At 63.1% G+C, this 17,092-nt stretch carries 14 protein-coding genes and 1 pseudogene; 1 reads left to right on the top strand and 14 read right to left on the bottom strand.

Annotation, left to right across the window (positions count from 1 at the left end; genetic code table 11):
• The first annotated feature begins 31 nt into the window (after positions 1-31).
• Positions 32-703 carry a DUF3313 domain-containing protein gene (locus HKK57_RS24205; RefSeq protein ID WP_169390944.1) on the top strand — a complete coding sequence of 224 codons (672 nt, stop codon included), beginning with the start codon at positions 32-34 and terminating at the stop codon, positions 701-703.
• A 46-nt stretch (positions 704-749) separates the two neighbouring features.
• On the opposite strand, the gene HKK57_RS24200 is transcribed toward HKK57_RS24205, so the two are convergent.
• The 14 genes and pseudogenes from HKK57_RS24200 to HKK57_RS24135 all read right to left on the bottom strand — a co-directional run bounded on the left by HKK57_RS24200 (position 750) and on the right by HKK57_RS24135 (position 17,087).
• The gene (locus HKK57_RS24200) at positions 750-3,236 is read right to left on the bottom strand and encodes a fused MFS/spermidine synthase (RefSeq protein WP_169390943.1); all 2,487 of its coding nucleotides are present in this window, start codon (positions 3,234-3,236) and stop codon (positions 750-752) included.
• A gap of 154 nt (positions 3,237-3,390) precedes the next feature.
• Positions 3,391-4,976 (bottom strand): annotated as a pseudogene (locus tag HKK57_RS24195) (arylsulfatase).
• Between the two features lie 76 nt (positions 4,977-5,052).
• Positions 5,053-6,054 (bottom strand): HAD family hydrolase, encoded by a 1,002-nt coding sequence (locus HKK57_RS24190; RefSeq protein ID WP_169390942.1) that lies wholly within the window; start codon positions 6,052-6,054, stop codon positions 5,053-5,055.
• The gene (locus HKK57_RS24185; RefSeq protein ID WP_169390941.1) at positions 6,051-7,106 is read right to left on the bottom strand and encodes a BatD family protein; all 1,056 of its coding nucleotides are present in this window, start codon (positions 7,104-7,106) and stop codon (positions 6,051-6,053) included. Before HKK57_RS24185 ends, HKK57_RS24190 begins: the two co-directional genes overlap by 4 nt.
• Positions 7,099-8,610: a VWA domain-containing protein gene (locus HKK57_RS24180; protein ID WP_029294736.1), complete on the bottom strand. Its 1,512-nt coding sequence runs from the start codon at positions 8,608-8,610 to the stop codon at positions 7,099-7,101. Before HKK57_RS24180 ends, HKK57_RS24185 begins: the two co-directional genes overlap by 8 nt.
• Positions 8,591-9,592, bottom strand: a complete 1,002-nt coding sequence (locus tag HKK57_RS24175; RefSeq protein ID WP_169390940.1) for a vWA domain-containing protein — start codon at positions 9,590-9,592, stop codon at positions 8,591-8,593. The genes HKK57_RS24180 and HKK57_RS24175 overlap by 20 nt, the downstream gene beginning before the upstream one ends.
• Positions 9,579-10,049 carry a DUF4381 domain-containing protein gene (locus tag HKK57_RS24170; RefSeq protein ID WP_169390939.1) on the bottom strand — a complete coding sequence of 157 codons (471 nt, stop codon included), beginning with the start codon at positions 10,047-10,049 and terminating at the stop codon, positions 9,579-9,581. The genes HKK57_RS24175 and HKK57_RS24170 overlap by 14 nt, the downstream gene beginning before the upstream one ends.
• Positions 10,046-10,969: a DUF58 domain-containing protein gene (locus tag HKK57_RS24165; RefSeq protein WP_169390938.1), complete on the bottom strand. Its 924-nt coding sequence runs from the start codon at positions 10,967-10,969 to the stop codon at positions 10,046-10,048. The genes HKK57_RS24170 and HKK57_RS24165 overlap by 4 nt, the downstream gene beginning before the upstream one ends.
• Positions 10,966-11,940: an AAA family ATPase gene (locus HKK57_RS24160; RefSeq protein ID WP_169390937.1), complete on the bottom strand. Its 975-nt coding sequence runs from the start codon at positions 11,938-11,940 to the stop codon at positions 10,966-10,968. Before HKK57_RS24160 ends, HKK57_RS24165 begins: the two co-directional genes overlap by 4 nt.
• Before the next feature lie 24 nt (positions 11,941-11,964).
• Positions 11,965-12,495: a hypothetical protein gene (locus HKK57_RS26810; protein ID WP_169852137.1), complete on the bottom strand. Its 531-nt coding sequence runs from the start codon at positions 12,493-12,495 to the stop codon at positions 11,965-11,967.
• On the bottom strand, positions 12,492-13,232 hold the full coding sequence (locus HKK57_RS24150) for a DUF2092 domain-containing protein (RefSeq protein ID WP_169390936.1): 741 nt from the start codon (positions 13,230-13,232) through the stop codon (positions 12,492-12,494). The genes HKK57_RS26810 and HKK57_RS24150 overlap by 4 nt, the downstream gene beginning before the upstream one ends.
• Positions 13,233-13,252: 20 nt before the next feature.
• Complete coding sequence (locus HKK57_RS24145) at positions 13,253-14,158, bottom strand: transporter (protein ID WP_029290478.1); 906 nt, start codon at positions 14,156-14,158, stop codon at positions 13,253-13,255.
• A gap of 45 nt (positions 14,159-14,203) precedes the next feature.
• Complete coding sequence (locus tag HKK57_RS24140; RefSeq protein ID WP_169390935.1) at positions 14,204-15,604, bottom strand: DUF1254 domain-containing protein; 1,401 nt, start codon at positions 15,602-15,604, stop codon at positions 14,204-14,206.
• 25 nt (positions 15,605-15,629) lie between these two features.
• Positions 15,630-17,087: a DUF1254 domain-containing protein gene (locus tag HKK57_RS24135; protein WP_169390934.1), complete on the bottom strand. Its 1,458-nt coding sequence runs from the start codon at positions 17,085-17,087 to the stop codon at positions 15,630-15,632.
• Positions 17,088-17,092 lie beyond the last annotated feature (5 nt).

Genomic DNA, 17,092 nt, shown 5'->3' with positions numbered 1-17,092 from the left:
GTTTCGACGATAAACACCAAGGAGTCGCACCATGAAGCTAGGGCTAATGATCAGCACACTATGTATTGCCTCACTCGGGGTGACCGGGTGTGCGAGTAAAGTCCCCCAGCCGGACGAATACTCGGGCTTTCTCTCGGACTACAGCCAATTGCGCGAAGCCAAGTCGCCGTCTGGCGCGGAGGTGATGCGCTGGGTCGATCCCAAGTTGAATCTGAACCGCTACACCTCGGTGTATATCGAGCCCACTCAATTCTTCCCCAAGCCCCAGGCCACGGCGCAAATCCCCGACGCCACGTTGCGCAGCATCAACGAGTATTACAACCAGGCACTCAAGCGTGAGCTGGTCAAGTCACTGCCACTGGCCAACGGCCCGGGCCCTGGGGTGATTGTGGTGCGGGCGGCGATCACGGCGGTCAGTCGCAAGACTGAAGGCCTCAAGCCCTACGAATTCATTCCGGTGGCCCTGGTGGCCGCAGCGGTCAGCACCGGCACCGGGATTCGCGACCAGGAAACCACCCTGGGCACCGAGGCGCAGTTTCTCGATGGCGACAGTGGCCGTGTGATTGCCCAGGTCGTGCGCAAAGGCACCGGCAAACCCCTGGAAAACGACACCCAAGTCATGACCGCAGCGGATGTGAAGGGTGTGATGGATGGCTGGGCGGCGGACTTGCATCACTCCTACCTCAAGCTCAAAACCAAATAACCCACCCCACTGTAGGAGCTGGCAAGCCAGCTCCTACAGGTACAGATCAATCGCCGACAAACCAGCGGTAATACGGGTTGGCGCCATCCTCCTGCAACACTTGCCGGATATCCCGCCCCCACGCCGCGCGATCACCCTCGTAGGCATGCAGGCTGGCGCGGTAGAACTGCATCAGGCGTTGCTGTTCTGCGTCCAGGGTCCGCAAGAATGCCGGGTCGGCATTGCGCAGCGGTGCGGGCACCCGCAAGTCCAGTAATGCCGGCAATACCCGCTTGATCTCCTGGCTGCGTACCCACGGTGCATATTCGATGCGCGGTTGATCATCGGTGACCGCCAGGGCTTGCCCGGCAAAGCGCTCCAACCCAGTGCGATCGGTGACCCAGGTGGCCAGCAAGGTCGGTGCCGAATCAATGCCGACCTCGGCCAGGGCACTGCGCACCGGGGCTTGTTCAAAGCGCTGGCGAATGCGCGTGGCGTCCAGTTCGATCGGCTCCATGGAGCCCACCAGCAGCATTTCGTGGAATTCGCTGGTCCACAGGCTGGCATGGGGGAACACATCGAGAAAGCTGCGCACCAATGCCTGCGAATCTTCAATGTTCTGCGTCGGCAGTGGCAGCCATTGGGCCAGCAGGCCGTGTTTTTCCAGGCGGCGCGCGGCCAGTTGATAGAAGTCGCGCGAATACAGGTTGACCACGCCGGCGGCGGAGGGCGGTGGCGGCTCCAGTGTAATCAAGTCGTAGGCCTGGGGGCTGCGCAGCAGTTCCTGGCGACCGTCGCGCAAGCGCACTTGCACCCCGGGATCGCTGGCGGCGTTGTAGTTGCCCTTGAACAGCGGCGACGCGTGCACCACCGCAGGCAGCAACTCGGCAACCACCCGTTGTTCCAGCCCCGGATAGCGCAGCAGCGCGCCTGCGGTGATTCCGGTACCAAAGCCGATCACCAGCGCTGAGTGGGGTTCGCCGTTATGGATCAGCAGCGGCAACAGCGCCTGGATGCGCATATAACGCAGGGATGGCATAGCGTCGCCGGTATTGGAAACGCCCTGGATATACAGGCGTTGAAAGGCCCGTTGGCCTTTGCCCTGGGTGACCACGGCAACAGTCGCTCCGCGTCCTTCCTGATAAAACTTGAGGCTGGCATTGCGTGCACCGGGCAACAAGTTGGCCAGGCGATCCACCGGGGTCAGCAGGGCCGCGGCCAGCGACAGCAGGCCCAGAGCCACCACCGCCTGGCGCCGGCCCCTTTTCACCCCATGACCACGCCGTACCGCGAGGTAACCTACCGCGCCAGCAATCACTGCCAGAAGGCCCAGGGTGCGCACCAAACCCAGCCAGGGAATCAGCACAAAGCCGCAGAGCATCACGCCGACAATCCCGCCCAGGGTGTTGAACGCCACTACCGCGCCCACATCCCGGCCCACATGCGCAGTGCCCACACTCAGGCGCAGTGCCAGGGGAAACGCCGCGCCCAGCAACAGGGTGGGCACAAATACAATGCACAGGGCGGCAATGGCAAAGCGCGCGCTCATGCCCGCTAACTCAACGCCTCCCAGGCTCAGCACGAGCGCTTCGGCCTGGGTTTGCAACAGCACCAGCCAACGGCCCAGCAGGGCGATTTCCAGCAGGGCCACCAGCCCCGCCCCGGCGATCAACAGACCGAACACGCCCCAGGGATCGCGCAGGCGTTCGACCCGGCGCGCCATGAGTTGGCTGCCGATAAACAACCCGGCCAGGTAGGTGGCCAGCACCACCGCAAAGGCATAGGTGCGGGTGCTCATGAACTGCACGATCGATTGCGACCAGACCACTTCGTAACCCAGGGCCACGCCGCCGGCAATGGCATACAGCACCAGCGCCAGGCGCGCCGGCTGCGTCTTGGACGGGGCGCTGGCCGCCGTCGCGCGATGACGCACATACAACAGCGCGCCGACGGCGGCCAGCAGGTTGAGCAGGGCGGCCACCAGGGCACTGCCGCGCACGCCAAAGGTGGCGATCAGTACAAAGGCGGTGAGCAAGGTGCCCGCGATCGCCCCAGCGGTGTTCGCGGCATACAGTCGGCCACCGGCCTGGCCCAGGTCCTTGGCATCGACGTTGAGGGCGCGCACCAGCACTGGCAGGGTACCGCCCATCAACAAGGCAGGCAGACCGACCAGGATGAAGGGCAGGCTCCAGGCCAACAGACCGATGCGTTGCTCCAGCCAGGCAAACGGGCTGGCGGCCATGCCCAGGGCCAGCGTGGCGCTGACCCCCAGCACGGCGACGAAAATTTCCAGTGCCGCGTACAGCACCAGCGGCCGGGCGAGACGGTCGGCCCAGCGGCCAAACAGCAGGCTGCCCAGGGCCAGCCCGGCAAAGAACGCGCTGATCCCAGTGGTAATGGCATAGACCTCGACCCCCACCACCAGCGAGAGCTGCTTGATCCACAGCACCTGATACACCAAGGCGGCGGCGCCGGAGGTGAACAGCAGCAGGGCGGGGATCAGCAGGGTGGCGGTGCTTTGAGTTTGAACCATGGCAGCGGAGCGTGAAGACATTGAGTGGAGCCCCCTGTAGGAGCGAGCTTGCTCGCGAAAAACGCCAACGATTACGCGCACATTCTGGGTAAACGCGGCGCGCTTGCATTTTTCGCGAGCAAGCTCGCGCCTACATAAAAATGCCGCTCACCCTGGGTGAGCGGCGTTCAGCCGTTTATTGTGCAGGCTGTGCTTTAACCTTCTCGGCAATCTTCGCATCCACCGCTGTACGAATCTGGTCGATGCTGAAGCTCGCCGGTTTCTGGCTCGGTGGGTATTCGACAAAGGTTTGGAGGAACTTCGCCGATTTGGTCACCGCTACCGCAACCAGGTAGACGTTTTTCGTGCTCCAGTCGTAATACTGATCAGAGACGATGTCTGCCCGCTCAAACGGGTCCATGCGCAAGTTGAAGATCTTCGGTATCCGCAGGCACACGAACGGCTCGCTCCACACAGCGAATCCACCGGGTGCGCGCTGTTCGCAGTACACGGCTTTCCAGTTGCCAAAGCGCGCCGACACCAGCACCCCGTCATCGTTGAAGTAGTAGAACTCGTCGCGTGCGCCCTTGGGTTGCTGGCCTGTCAGGTACGGCAGTTGGTTGAAACCATCCAGGTGCACCTTGAAATTGCCGCCGCCTGCGGTGGGTGCCCAGCCTTTGAGCAGCTTGTCCTTGACCTCGGCATCACCTGCGGCCGCGAGCAGGGTCGGGAACCAGTCCATGCCCGAGAACATCTCGTTGGATACCTCCGCCGGCTTGATCTTGCCCGGCCAGCGAATCATCGCCGGTACGCGATAGGCACCTTCCCAGTTGGAGTTCTTCTCGTTGCGAAACGGCGTGGTCGCGGCGTCTGGCCAGGAGAACTGGTTCGGCCCGTTATCAGTGGTGTAGACCACGATGGTGTTGTCGGCGATTTTCAGGTCGTCGAGGGTCTGCAGGAGTTTCCCGACGTCGCCGTCATGCTCCAGCATGCCGTCGGCGTATTCGTTGCCGGGCATGCCGCTCTGGCCCTTCATCGACTCACGCACATGGGTGAACAAGTGCATGCGGGTGGTGTTCATCCACACAAAAAACGGCTTGTCGGCCTCGGCCTGCTTCTTGATGAACGCCTGGGCAGCGGCGGTGGTTTCGTCGTCGATGGTCTCCATGCGCTTGGTGGTCAACGCGCCCGTGTCCTCGATCTTGCCGTCGGCAAAACTGTGGATCACCCCACGCGGCGAGTTGGCCTTGACGAAGTCAGGGTCATCCTTGGGCCAATAGGGCCGCTCGGGTTCCTCTTCAGCATTGAGGTGGTAGAGGTTGCCGAAAAACTCGTCGAAACCGTGGTTGGTCGGCAGGTATTCGTCTTTGTCACCCAAGTGGTTCTTGCCGAACTGGCCGGTGGCATAGCCCAGTGACTTGAGGGCCTGGGCAATGGTGATATCGCGCTTTTGCAGGCCCACCGATGCGCCGGGAGCGCCGACCTTCGACAAGCCGGTGCGCAACGGCGTCTGGCCCGTGATAAAGGACGAACGCCCGGCGGTACAGCTGTTCTCCGCGTAGTAATCGGTGAACATCATGCCTTCTTTGGCGATGCGGTCGATGTTCGGGGTCTTGTAGCCCACCACGCCCATGGAATAGGCGCTGATATTGGTTTGCCCGATGTCATCGCCGAATATCACCAGGATATTCGGCTTTTCGGCGGCCAAGGCGGTTGCCCCGGCCCCCATCACTGAAACTGCCACGAGGGCTGCTTCGGTAGCCACTTGCGTATGCGAGTCATAAGACTTGCTCCTTTATCGGCTTGAGCCGCAGTACCTGCGACCAACGTTTATTACAGTCCATCGCGACGTCTTCTCTTATTGCACCTGCTTTTGCACCACCGGCTCGAAGGGGTAGATACGGCGCCATTCGGCGGCCATATCCACCACAGTCCAACCTTGGGTGTTTGCCTCATCCAGCGCCTTGTCCAGGCGCCCGACGGAAGATTTGCGGTCATAGGCCCACTCGCGCGTGGCGTCGGTGTGGTGCACCAGCCCCATCAAGCGTTTGCCTTTGCCAGCGGCCGTCCACTGCAGCATCTGCAGGTCGCCGTCGGAGTTGCCGAACGCCAGGATCGGGCGCCGGCCGATGATCGCGTCGATGCTTTCCGGCTTGCCCGGGCCATCGTCGTTGTGGGCCAATTTGGCAGTGCGCAGGATTTGCGGGGCGCCGTCGGTGATCTGGAACTGGGTCACGAAGGTGCTGCCGATCACCTGTTCCGGCGGCACGCCGTAGACCACTTCAGCAAAGGCGCGCATAAACGCGGTGTCGCCACCGGAAACGATGTAGGTCTTGAATTGCTGGCTGCGCAGGTAGTCGAGCATTTCCAGCATCGGCTGGTAGATCATCTCGGTGTAGGGTTTGCCGGTTTTCGGGTGGCGGGCCTGGGTCAGCCAGGCCTTGGCATTGGCAATAAAGGTCTCGGTGCTGATCCCGGTATGGGTCGCGCCGATGATTTTCAGCAGGCCGTCCATGCCGCTCTCGGCCAGGGCCTGGTGGTCGTTTTCCAGCACTGCCTTGAAGGGCTGGGTGGTGCGCCAATCCGCATGCTGGGGCGCCAGGCGCTTGATTTCATCGAACGCGAACAGCACCTGGAAATACGCCGGTTGCTCGGTCCATAGGGTGCCGTCGTTGTCGAACACGGCGATGCGCTCGGCCGGTTTGACATAGTCCGTCGAGCCCTCGGCGGTTACCGCCTGGACGAACTCGATGATGTGCTGTTTGCTCGGCCCCTCATTCCAGGAAGGTAGCGGGTCGGCGCCCAACACCGTAAAGCTCAGGAGCAGCAGCAATGGCAGGGAACGGCGCAGAGACGTCATGGGAAATCCTTTTCGCGACGAGGGTTCAGTGGTTGCAAGCGTAGTTGACGGCAGGTCCAGCGCAATGTTGTCCAGGCCCGTTGCCACAGTGGGGGAACCCGTGGCCACAGCACGCGGATCAGGTAGCCGGCGAGCGCCAGCAGCACCAGCGCCGCGCTCCAGGCCAGGGCATGGCGCGACAGTTGCCAGCGGCTGTGCTGGCCGAGGTCCTTGAGGTCTTGGGCGATGGAAAAGGTCGGCGCGTAGGTGCTACCGGCCAGGGCTTGGACGCTGATGGCCGGCAACTGCGCTACTTGCAGGCGATGGTTGCGGCTGTCCCACCATTTCACGCGGATCGCGGGTAGTTGGTAATGACCCGCTTGTTCGACCCGGTATACCCAGTGATCCTCCCGCTGCCCGCCAGTGAGCGTGCCACGCCCATCATCCAGGTTACTGATCATGGGCGCCTGGGGGTACGCACGCAGGCCTTGAATCGTGGCCTGGGGTGGCGCGGCCAAGGACAGTGCCGGGGTGTTGTCGGCTTGCAGGGTCACGGCGCGGGTCAGACTGTCGCCGACGTGCAAAGGGCTCGCCGAGGTGCTGAGGTGTTGTGTCAGGCGCACGCCGTCGGCCACCAGCAAGTGTTCGCCGGGGGCGAAACCGGGCGGTCGCGAGGCCTTGAAGGCCAGTGGCGTGCTGTGGGCGATCAACGGGGCGCTGGCCTGGCCGGGTTGGGCGCTGATGGTCAGGGACGGCACGTTGTAGTCCTGGGCCACACTGGGGGTGATGCGGTAGCGGTAGCGCATGCCAAAGAAGGTCTGGCCGTCGATCACCTGCGTCAAGTGTTCGGACTCGCCGCCCGGTGCATCCACCCGCGCCCCCGGTAATTGCAAGGCTGGCAGACTGGCGGCGCCAGTGAACCAGGTGTCGGTGAGCACATCGACCTGCAACTGCACTTGTTCGCCCACCACCACCTGCGGGCCGGGCAGCAGTTGCACCTGCACCTTGAGTTGCGGCTCGCCCGCCCAGAGCGGGGCGCAGAACAACAGGCCGAGCAGGGCGTACTTATTCATGGCCCGCACCTTGATCTTGCAGGCTGAATTTACGCCGCAGGAAATTGGCCGGCGAAGTGCTCAGGTTCTGCAGCCACAAGGCATCACTGCTGGCCTGTTCGGTCTGCACCGTCTTGGTCTGGCCCTTGCCCGGCGTCTTATCGAACTTGATTGCGTCGGGCTTGACCTCGGGGGTGTTGTCGCCTGCGCTTTCGGTGTCTTTTTTAAGAGCCATGGCCAGTGCCAGGTTGGCCTTGGCCTGGGGAAAGTCCGGCTGGTGCTGCAAGGCTTGCTGATAGGCGCTGATGGCCTGGTCGAACTTGAAGCGGCGTACATGAATATTGCCTAGGTAAAACGCTGCCTGCGCGGTGTCGAGTTGGGCGAAGGTGGCCAGGGCCAGGTCGTAGTCGGCGGCATTGTAGGCGGCGATGCCTTTCCAGTAGGGGTCGACAAACAGTTGGGCAGCGGCGGGGTAGTGATGGTGCTCAAAGGCCCAGCGCCCCTGTTGATCGGCGGTGAGGAACGCATCGGCCAGGGCGTTGGCCTGGGCAGGCTGGGGTGGCAGGAGCAGGCCCAGTAGCAACACGGCAGCCCAGTTCAGGCTCCAGCCGCGACGAATGCACAGAAGCGCCACCAGCAACAGCGGCCAGCAGAGCCAGTAGCCGGCATCTTTCCATTGCAGGGCGCGCTGTTGTTCATCGGCATTCAGGAAATGCTGCTGGGCGTGCAACTCCACCCAGTCCAGGTCGTCGTCATTGAGGGTCAGGCTGCCCAGCGCTGCATCGGTGGCCGCGGCCAGTTGTTTTAGCGCTGGGGCGTCAAAGCTAGCGGGGTTGCTGCCAATGGCCAGGATCAGTACTTGCAGTGCACTGTCGGCCAATAACGCCTTGAGGCGGGGCAGTTGGGCGACGTCGGCACCGTCACTTATCAGCAGCAGGGTGCCGGGGGATTTTTCTGCCGCCAGCAGGCGCTTGGCCTGTTCGATAACCCCGGCCACGTCCTTGCCCGGTCGACTGAGCAAATCGCTGCTCAAGGCTTGGATGAAGCTGTCCAGCAACGCCGGATCATCGGTGGGCGGCAATACCAGGTGCGCACTGCCGGCGTAGACGATCAGCGCGGTGCGCGCGCCGCTGCGGCGCGCAATCAGGTCGTGCAATGTGTGCTTGGCCGCTTCCAGGCGGGTGGGTGGTACATCGATGGTGTCCATGGACGGCGACAGGTCGAGGGCAATGATCAACGGCGCGCGGTTTTCCAGGAAGTCCGGTCGGTCCTGTTCCCAGGTCGGCCCGGCAGCGGCGAGGGCGCCGAGCATCAACAGCGCACTGGCCAGGTGTACCGGCCGCAGGCGGTGGGGATCGGTTGGTGTCAGCAGCAGGTGTGGTAACAGATGGGGCGCAATATTGCCGCGTAGGCGATGTTGCAGATCGCGGCTGCGGCGCCACAGCATTGGCAACAGCACACCGACCAGCGCCAGCAACAGCCAGGCCGGGCGCAGCAGGTGCAGGTCACTGAGGTTGAACGCCATCAGCGGCCTCCCGTCTTGGGCGGTGCGGCCACGCGGCGGCAATCAGGTGATACAGCGCAAACAGGCTCAGGGCTGCGGCCAGCGGCAGCCAGAACAGATCGCGCTTGGGCTGGTGACTGAGGGTTTTCACTTGATGGGGGGTGAGTTGGTCCAGGGTGGCGTAGACCTGGTCCAGGGTGTCGCGGTTTTCGGCACGCAAATAACGCCCGCCCGTGGTTTCGGCAATCTGCTGCAAGGCACTGAGGTTGACCTTGGCTTCGCCCGACGCGCTCGGGTCGCCAATGCCGATGGTATGAATCACCACGCCTTTGGCCGCCGCCATGCTGGCCGCGTGTTCCGGGGTAATGGCGCTACTGGTGTCGTTGCCGTCGGTGAGCAGGATCAGCACTTTTTCCTGTTCGTGGGCCGCGTCCAGCAGTTTCAGGCTCAAGCCGATGGCATCGCCAATGGCGGTGTTGGGCCCGGCCATGCCGATGCCGCTGTCATCGAGTAGCAGTGCCAGGCTGGCATGGTCCAGGGTCAGTGGCGCCTGGGGATAGGCGCCGCTGCCGAACAGGATCAGGCCCAGGCGATCATCCTTGCGGCGCTGGATAAAGCCCTGCACCACTTGCTTGACCGCCGTCAGACGGTCGATTTTCTGGCCACTGGCGTCGGTGAAGTCCTCGGTCTGCATGGACTGGGAGATGTCGATGGCGAGCATCAGGTCGCGCACCGGCTGTTGGCGTTCGATGGGTTTTTCGATCCAGACCGGGCGGGCGATGGCAAGCACCAGCAAGCCCCACACCAGCAGGTTGAGCATCAGTTGCCGGCGACTGCCTTGGCTGCCGCTGGCCGCAGGTTTTTGCCCAACCGCACGGCTCATGCCCGTAAAAAACGGCACACGCACGGCGCTGCGGGCTTCGCGGTAGTCGGGCAGGTAACGCCAGGCCAGCCAGGGCAATGGCAGCAGGAGCAACAGCCAGGGGTAATCAAGCTGCCACATGATGGCCCTCCACCCAGGTTCGGCATTGGGTCAACAGGCGCGTGCGTTGTTCCGGCGATAGCGCGTCGACCGGGGCGTAAGCCAGCGCGGCGAGTTGCCCGCTGAGGTCTGCCGGCACATCTGCGCCGCCATGGCGTTGCAGGAAGGCTTGCCACTCGGCGCCATTGAGGGTCGGCACGCGTTGCTGCTCCTCGGGTGCCAGGGGCATCGACAGGGCCACGCGCTTGAGCAGCGCTGGCAGCTCGCGTAGATCGTCCAGGGTGTCCAGTCGCGCCAGGGCTTCACGGCGATAGGCATTGCGTCGCCATTTCAACCAGGCCCGTGTCGCCCACACCAACAGGCCCAGCCCCAGCAGCCCGAGCAGGACCCACCAGCCCCAGGTGTGCGGCCAATAGCTGACGGGCGCGGGCAAGCCCAGCTCTTGCAGCTGTTCGATGCTCGGTACTTGGCTGTTCAACGACGCCTGCCCAGTTCGTCACGCAATTGATCGGCGGCGGGCAGCGCGGTGCTGAACATCAGCAACGGCACCTGGCTGCGGCGCAACAGGCTGGCGACATCCTTCAGGCGGCCACCCAGAAAATCCCCCAATGGTTGACGCACCTGCTGTTTTTGCACTGCCAGTTCCACTTGTAGCTGGCCCTGGGTCACGCGCAGTTGCCCGGTCCGGGGCACGTTGAGGGCCAGTGGATCGTAGACTTGCAGGGCGATTACATCGTTGTGGGCCGACAGTTGCCGCAACAACTGCAGGGTGCGCGGCCCGGCGCCGGCAAAATCGCTGACGATGCAGATCAAATGGTCATGCCCGGCCAGGGCCAGGCATTGCTGCAAGACCTTGTCCAGTTGCCCGTCGCCTTCGTGGTCGGGATTGCGCGCGTTGAGTGCCTGGTTATGTTGCACGATGCGGCTGCACAGGGCTTCGACCCGCTTGCGGCTGCGCAGCGGGGCCACGGCGTCAATGCGCTCATCGTTGAACACCACGCCGCCAACCCGGTCGCCCGCGCCGAATACCATCCACGCCGCCAGCGCTGCCAGCTCGGCGGCGACCGCCGATTTGAAGCTGCGCACCGAACCAAAGAACATCGACATACGTTGATCGACCACGATCAAGGCCGGGCGGTCGCGTTCCTCGGTATAAGACCGTACCACCGGCTTGCCGGTGCGCAGGGACGCCCGCCAGTCGAGGTGACGCAAGTCGTCGCCGGGTTGATAGCGCCGCAGCTCGTCGAAGTTCAGGCCACGCCCGCGCAGCCTGGAGGCATGGTTGCCCGCCAGGAGGCTGCCCTGGGGTTGGCGCGCAATGAAACTCAAGCCCCGAGCCTGGAACTGCAGGGCCATCAACTGCCCAAGGGACACGTAGACCTGGCCGTCGGCGTTCATGCCGGGAGCGCCACTTTGGCCAAGAGCCGGTCCAGCACCTGATCGGCGCTGACGCCATCGGCCACGGCGTCGTAGCTCAGTTGCAGGCGGTGACGCAGCACCGGGTGGACCACGGCTTGCACGTTGGCTGGCGTCACGAACGCCTGCCCCTGTAACCAGGCGTCGGCACGCGCGCAGCGGTCCAGGCCGATGCCGCCCCGGGGGCTGGCGCCGAGGCTGATCCAGCGCGCCAGGTCCGCGTCGTAGTCACCGGGATGGCGGGTGGCGTTGATCAGGTCGATCAGGTAGCGGTCGATGGCGGGTGAGACCTGTACCGCGCTGACTTCCTTGCGGGCGGCGAAGATCACCTCCTGTGCAAGGTTGAAACCCTTGGTGGCAGGGCTGTCGAACGCCTGTTCTTCCGCACGCAGCAGGCGCAACACCTGGCTTTCATCATCGGCACTGGGGTAGTCGAGGAGGATTTTCATCACGAACCGGTCCATCTGCGCTTCCGGCAACGGGTAGGTGCCTTCCTGCTCGATGGGGTTCTGGGTGGCGACCACGATAAACAGCTCGGGCAGCGCATGACTGGCACCAGCCACGGTGATTTGCCGCTCTTCCATGGCCTCGAGCAGGGCGGCCTGGACCTTGGCCGGGGCGCGGTTGATTTCATCGGCAAGGATCAGGTTGCCGAACAGCGGGCCTGGCTGGAAGCGAATCTGGTTCTGCCCATCCACCTGGTGCAGGACCTCGGCGCCGGTGATGTCCGAGGGCAGCAGGTCGGGGGTGAACTGGATCCGGCTCATTTTCGCGTCGAGGTGCTTGGCCAGGGCCTTGACCGTGCGGGTCTTGGCCAGCCCCGGAAGGCTTTCCAGCAGCAGGTGACCGTTGGCCAGCAGGCCCAGGAGGATCTGCCGGATAACCTGGTCCTGGCCCAGCACGCTTTCGGCGATGTTGGCTTGCAGGGCGTTTAGATCATTGAGCGCTGTCATCACAATCGTCCTTGAGGCAAGGGATCACCAGGGTGCGGCGACCACGATGTACTGCACGGAGCTGCCGACGTAATGCGGCTGGTACCAGGTCGGCCCGCAATGCTGGTAGGCCACGCCATTGGCGACGACCGCCACGCAGTCCACCGGTACGCTGTTGACCCGTGTACCGATGGCCAGGACCGTGGCGGTGGTGGCGCCAATCACGGCGGCCGTAGCCCATGGGTGATACCAGTCATCGGGAGGTGGTGGTGGCGGTGGTGGCGGCATCGGGTAGGGATGCGGTCCAGGCCCGGGCCCCGGATAAGGTTGTGGGTGTGGCCCCGGCGGTGGCAGAGGATGTGGCTGTGGCCCCGGTTGCGGGTGCGGCTCAGGATGGGGCGGCAGTGGCCGGGGAGCGGGCATGGGGTGGGGCGGCGGATGGAAGCCGCCACCACCATGGGGCACCACGAACGTGCGTGCGCCACCGCCGCCCCGCATCTGCCAGGCCTGGGCGGCCAGCGGGTCGAACAGCGTCAGCAGCAAACTGGCGGTGAGCACCGCTGCCGTGGGCTTCATGGCTGGGCTCCTGCGGGGGCCAAGGGGATTGCGCGGGCGCCGGCCGGTGGGGTGAACTCAAAGTCCCGATCGTTGCTCGGGGCGTCGAGTTGCCAGCGGTAGTCGACGCTGTGGCGCGGCAGTTCGGCGCTGTCGCGACGGCTGATCACCAGGCGGCACGGCAGTGGCTGCGGGCCCTGGCGAATCCACAGTTGCCAGTCGATATCCGGTTGCCGGAACGCATAGTGATCGCACACTTGGCCGTCGAGGGTTTGCTGATCAATCCACAGGGCATCACTCAGGCCTGCGACCTTGGCAGTATTGGCGTCCCAGCGGAACAGGTCGGCCAGGGGCAGTTCGATGCCGTAGCGCTCGCTCAATTGCGCAAGCAAGCTGGCGATGTCCGTGGGGGCGACCTGTTCGGTGAAGTAGCCGCTGCGGCTGTCATACAGGGTAAAGCGCTGGCCGTTGTAGAACAGGCTGCGCCGGTTGCCATCGCGTTCGACCTGCACCCGCAATTTATCGGGCCGCCTGGCCAGCAGGTGGGTCTGGTGGTTGAACTCGATGACCTGGCCATTTTCCAGGACCTGGTCGGTGCGGCTGTCGGCGTCGATACGCAACTGCTGCAAACCGCGCAGGTAGCTGCCCATCTGCTCGAGGGCAGCCAGGGCCTTGGGCTCCAGTTCTGCGGCCACGGCACCGCCGCTGACGAGCAGCAAGCCAAGCAGTACCCGCTGTATGCGATGAAAACGCAACATGGCTTACCTCACTGGGGCGATTACCACACGTATTGCATGCGCAAGGTCCAGGTATTCACGTCTGGCGAACCGCGTCGTTCGGCAATCGTGTCGGAATAGGCCAGCAGCCCACCGAACTGGGGTGTGAGCATAAAGCCGAGGCTGGCTCCCAACAGGCCGTTTTCCTGCTTGTTGTCCTGCCAGATTCCGTCGATCTTGCTTTCGCCGCCACGGCTGTAGGTGGCATCCAGCGACGCCCAAAGCGCGCGGTTGATGGTGTAGCTGTAGTGGCCCTCGATGGCGTACAGCGGTTTTTGTTCCAGCTTGCTGTCGCCGTGGTACTCGTCGTTGTCGCCAAACAGCGAGACCCAGGTATTGATCTCCAGCCAGGTGGGGCCGAACGGCGTGCCAAAGCCCAGCTCCGGCTTGACCACCCAGCGGTTGGCGCCGATGTTGATCACGCGGTCCTTGTCATAGTCGCCGGTGGGCATGGTGACCCATAGCGCGCCGGTCAGAAATGTCTCGGGTTTCCAACTGGCAAACTCTGCAGCGGTCAGCGCCGGGCCGCCGAAGATATTGTGCGCGAACACCACCTGGGCATCGCCCATGCCGCCGTTGTGCTTGGTGCCATCGAAGAACCGCGCGTTGTCGAAGGATGCCGCCACATCGGCATAGGGCTGGATAAGCTGAATGGCACTGTTGCGCCCGTCGATGCCGAACGAGCGGGCGTAGCGCAACAGATACACATCGGCGTTGAGCGATAAACCATCGATCGGCAACGTGGTGTCGATGGGCGTGTTGGTGTCGACCCGGTTGTAGTAACCGAACAGCATGTTCAGGTCGGTGGGGGTGTTCTGCCAATCCCTGGCGTTGTCGGCAAACCCCACCCCCGGCATCAGCGCCAGCGTGGCGGTAGCGAATGCACTCAGTTGACTGCGTGAAACCATGGCTCTACTCCTTGTTTCGGCCTGATGTCAGGGATCATTGGGTGGTTATTTCACCGGGGTCAGCGCCGGTAGCCTCCACTGGCCGTTACCCACCTCAGGCTTGGGCAGGTAAATGCGCAGGATCGCGTAGAACGGTCCGGGGGGCGCCGGCAACCAGTTGCTTTGTTCGGCTTTCGGCGGCTCGTGATGCTGGACCTTGAGCGTCAGGCCACCATCGGCATCAAGCTTGAGTTGGGGCAACATCCGCGAGTTGATCAGGTAGCGTTTCTTGTGGTTGGCCACCAGCAGCTTGTTTTTGCCGTTGTACATGGTCAGCGACCAGAACGCGTCGGCGGGTGGCAACTGGTCCTTGGCGAAATGCAGCGTGTAGCTGTGCTTCGCGCCGTTGGCCGGCTTGCCCTCGCTGTCGACGAAGTAGCTCATGTAGGCCGCTTCATCGGTGGAGTTGCCAAAAATTCCCATGTCGGCACCGGCGTAGCGGTACAGGTAGTTGTTTTTCAGGTGGTCGCGGCTGCCAAACAAATCGCCGCTGGTGATTTGGTGGGTGTCGACCTTGTCCTTTTTAAAGGTCGCGAACTCGGCCTTGCCATCGGCGATGCCGTCTTCCAGAGCCTTGCGTTGTTCGGCGCTCAGTTGCGCAACCTTGAACGGCGCACCTGGGGCGATACCTATCTTGGCAAAGCGTGCCAGCAGGTCTTTTTCACTGTCCTGGGGCGCGGTGAAGGCCAGCATGAAGTTCAGGTAGCGGAACAGTTGCGGGCTGTCGCTCATGTCGGCGACCGGCTTGGGCCATTCGATCTTCGGCACCTTGGCAGGCGCTGGCTGTTTGACGTAGCTGCTCAGGGGCTGGACCTTGTAGCCGCTCTGGATCTGCTTGACCTTGGCCAGGTCCTTGTCATCGAACAGCTGGGTGCGATAAAGCGCATAGGCAATAGTGCTTTCGCTGTAGACCACGCGGTCCACATCCACCGGCTGCTGGCCCTTCCAGTTGGGTCCGGCGACCATGTAGTGCCCGCCATTGTTGCCGGTGCTGCGGGTGCCCAGGTAGGCGAAGTTCTGGGTATAGAGGTCGATCAACTGTACGGAGTAGTAACGGTTGTCCTCGATTTTCGGTAGGGTCAGCACCACCGGTTCACGGCGCAGGTCCAGCCAGACAAAGGAGTAGGGCGTGTCCGAATTGGGGGTGACGAAGGCCGTGTCCCTGGGCGTGAAGACCTTGGCGGTGTTGCCGATTTTATTGAAGGGTGCCTTGAAGTTGGCGCCGCCCTTGTCCACCGCCTGGGTGTAGAGGGTCTTGTACATTTCCACCACCGGGAAGCCATACAGGTACGCTTCCTTGGCAATGGCCCGAGCTTCGTTGGGGGAGGCGGTGAAGTCCGCCCAGGCGCCGCTACTCAGCAGTATCGAGAGGCTGGCCAGCAGCAGGCGCGTCGGTTTTCCAATCATGTTGGTGCGTCCTTCCTTCAAAACGTCAGGGAACAGGGGTGATGTCGTCGAGCTTCCAGCGCTTGTCGAAGTACGCCTCGGTAGGGCCGTACAAGCGGAAATAGCTGAACCAGTGTTTGCCCGGCAGAGTTTGCACCCAGTTGTTCTCGAAATCTTTTGGCGCGGTGGGGCCAAAGTACAAATCCACCGAGCCGTCGGGATTTTTCTTCAGGTCCTGGCGTGAGGACAGGTCGGCTTTGCGTTGCGGGTTGTCAATCAGGCAACGGCTGTCGATGTCGTACACGGTCATCGACCAGAACTGCTTGGCCGGTGGGTTGGCGTCCACATGCAGCTTGTAGTTTTTGGCACCGTCCAGCCATTGGCCCTTCTGGTCGGTGTAGGCACCCAGGTAGGTCTGGCCCAGGCCAGGGGTCTTCGAGACCATGCCCTTGGTGTTGGTCACGGCTTCATAGAACCAGGCCGTGCGTTCCCACAATTGGTCGTAAAAGGCCACGCGCTGGGATGGCTCGGCGATGTTCAGCACCATGTCCCATTGGCGATCAGGCCAGTACTGGGCCTGGGGGAAACGCTTGGCGAAGGTGTTGGCCTTGGCAATCAGCTCGCCCACCTGCGCACCTTGTTCCAAGGCCTGGCGCTGGTGTTCGTTGGGGTTGAACGGCTTGCCTTTCTCGATACCCAGGCTTGCGAGCATGGCCATATAGAAACGGTCGCGCTCGTTGACGGGCTCTTTCTGGATGATCCCGTGCAGACGCTCCCAGTACGCCATGCCGCGCGGTTGGGTGCCGGACCAGGGCTTGCCACCGGGTGAGAGCAGGCGGGTTTTGCCGGCGGCGGCGCGCTGGGCGTAGGGGTACATGTTGAACTGCTCGACCAGAGCCTTGCCTTTGGCTGGATCGGCGTCGAGGACGCGAAAACCCACCAACACGTTCATGGTTTCAGACCTGGCCAGGTAATACTTTCCCGCATCAGCCGGTGGTTCGTGACCCGGTGGCAGGACCAGGTACTTGCCGCCCCTGCCTTGGTCCGGGCCGGTCTGGCCCATGTCGATGATTGCCCGTTGCCAGAAGTCGCCAATGCCGCCGGCGGTGGGGCCCGGGGGTAACTCGATCACCAGCGGGCCAGTCTCGTTGAGGTCGACAAACCCCAGGATATACGGGGTGGTGGCATTGGCGGTGATCACCCCGAGCTTGTCTTCGTAGGTATTGAGCACCATCAGGTCGCCACTGCGCGCGCCGAGCTTGGTGCTGAACTCGTCCTGCCATTGGGCGTAGGACACCAGCGGCAGGGCCCAGAGAAAACTCTGGGTGGCCTGTTGGAAATCCAGCTCGCCATACAGCTTGGCGATTTCGCTGTGGGCGGGTAATTGCCCCTCCATGGTGATCGGGCCGATGCGGGTCTCGAGGGTTTGGGCATGTACGCCCACGCCGCAACTGGCGCTGAGCGCCAGTAGGGTGAAGCCTGCATTGCGAATCAAGACCTGCATAAATT

It is taken from the genome of Pseudomonas sp. ADAK21 (assembly GCF_012935735.1).
GTDB classification, from domain to species: Bacteria; Pseudomonadota; Gammaproteobacteria; order Pseudomonadales; family Pseudomonadaceae; genus Aquipseudomonas; species Aquipseudomonas proteolytica.
This window is presented reverse-complemented; position numbering and strand designations above follow the sequence as displayed.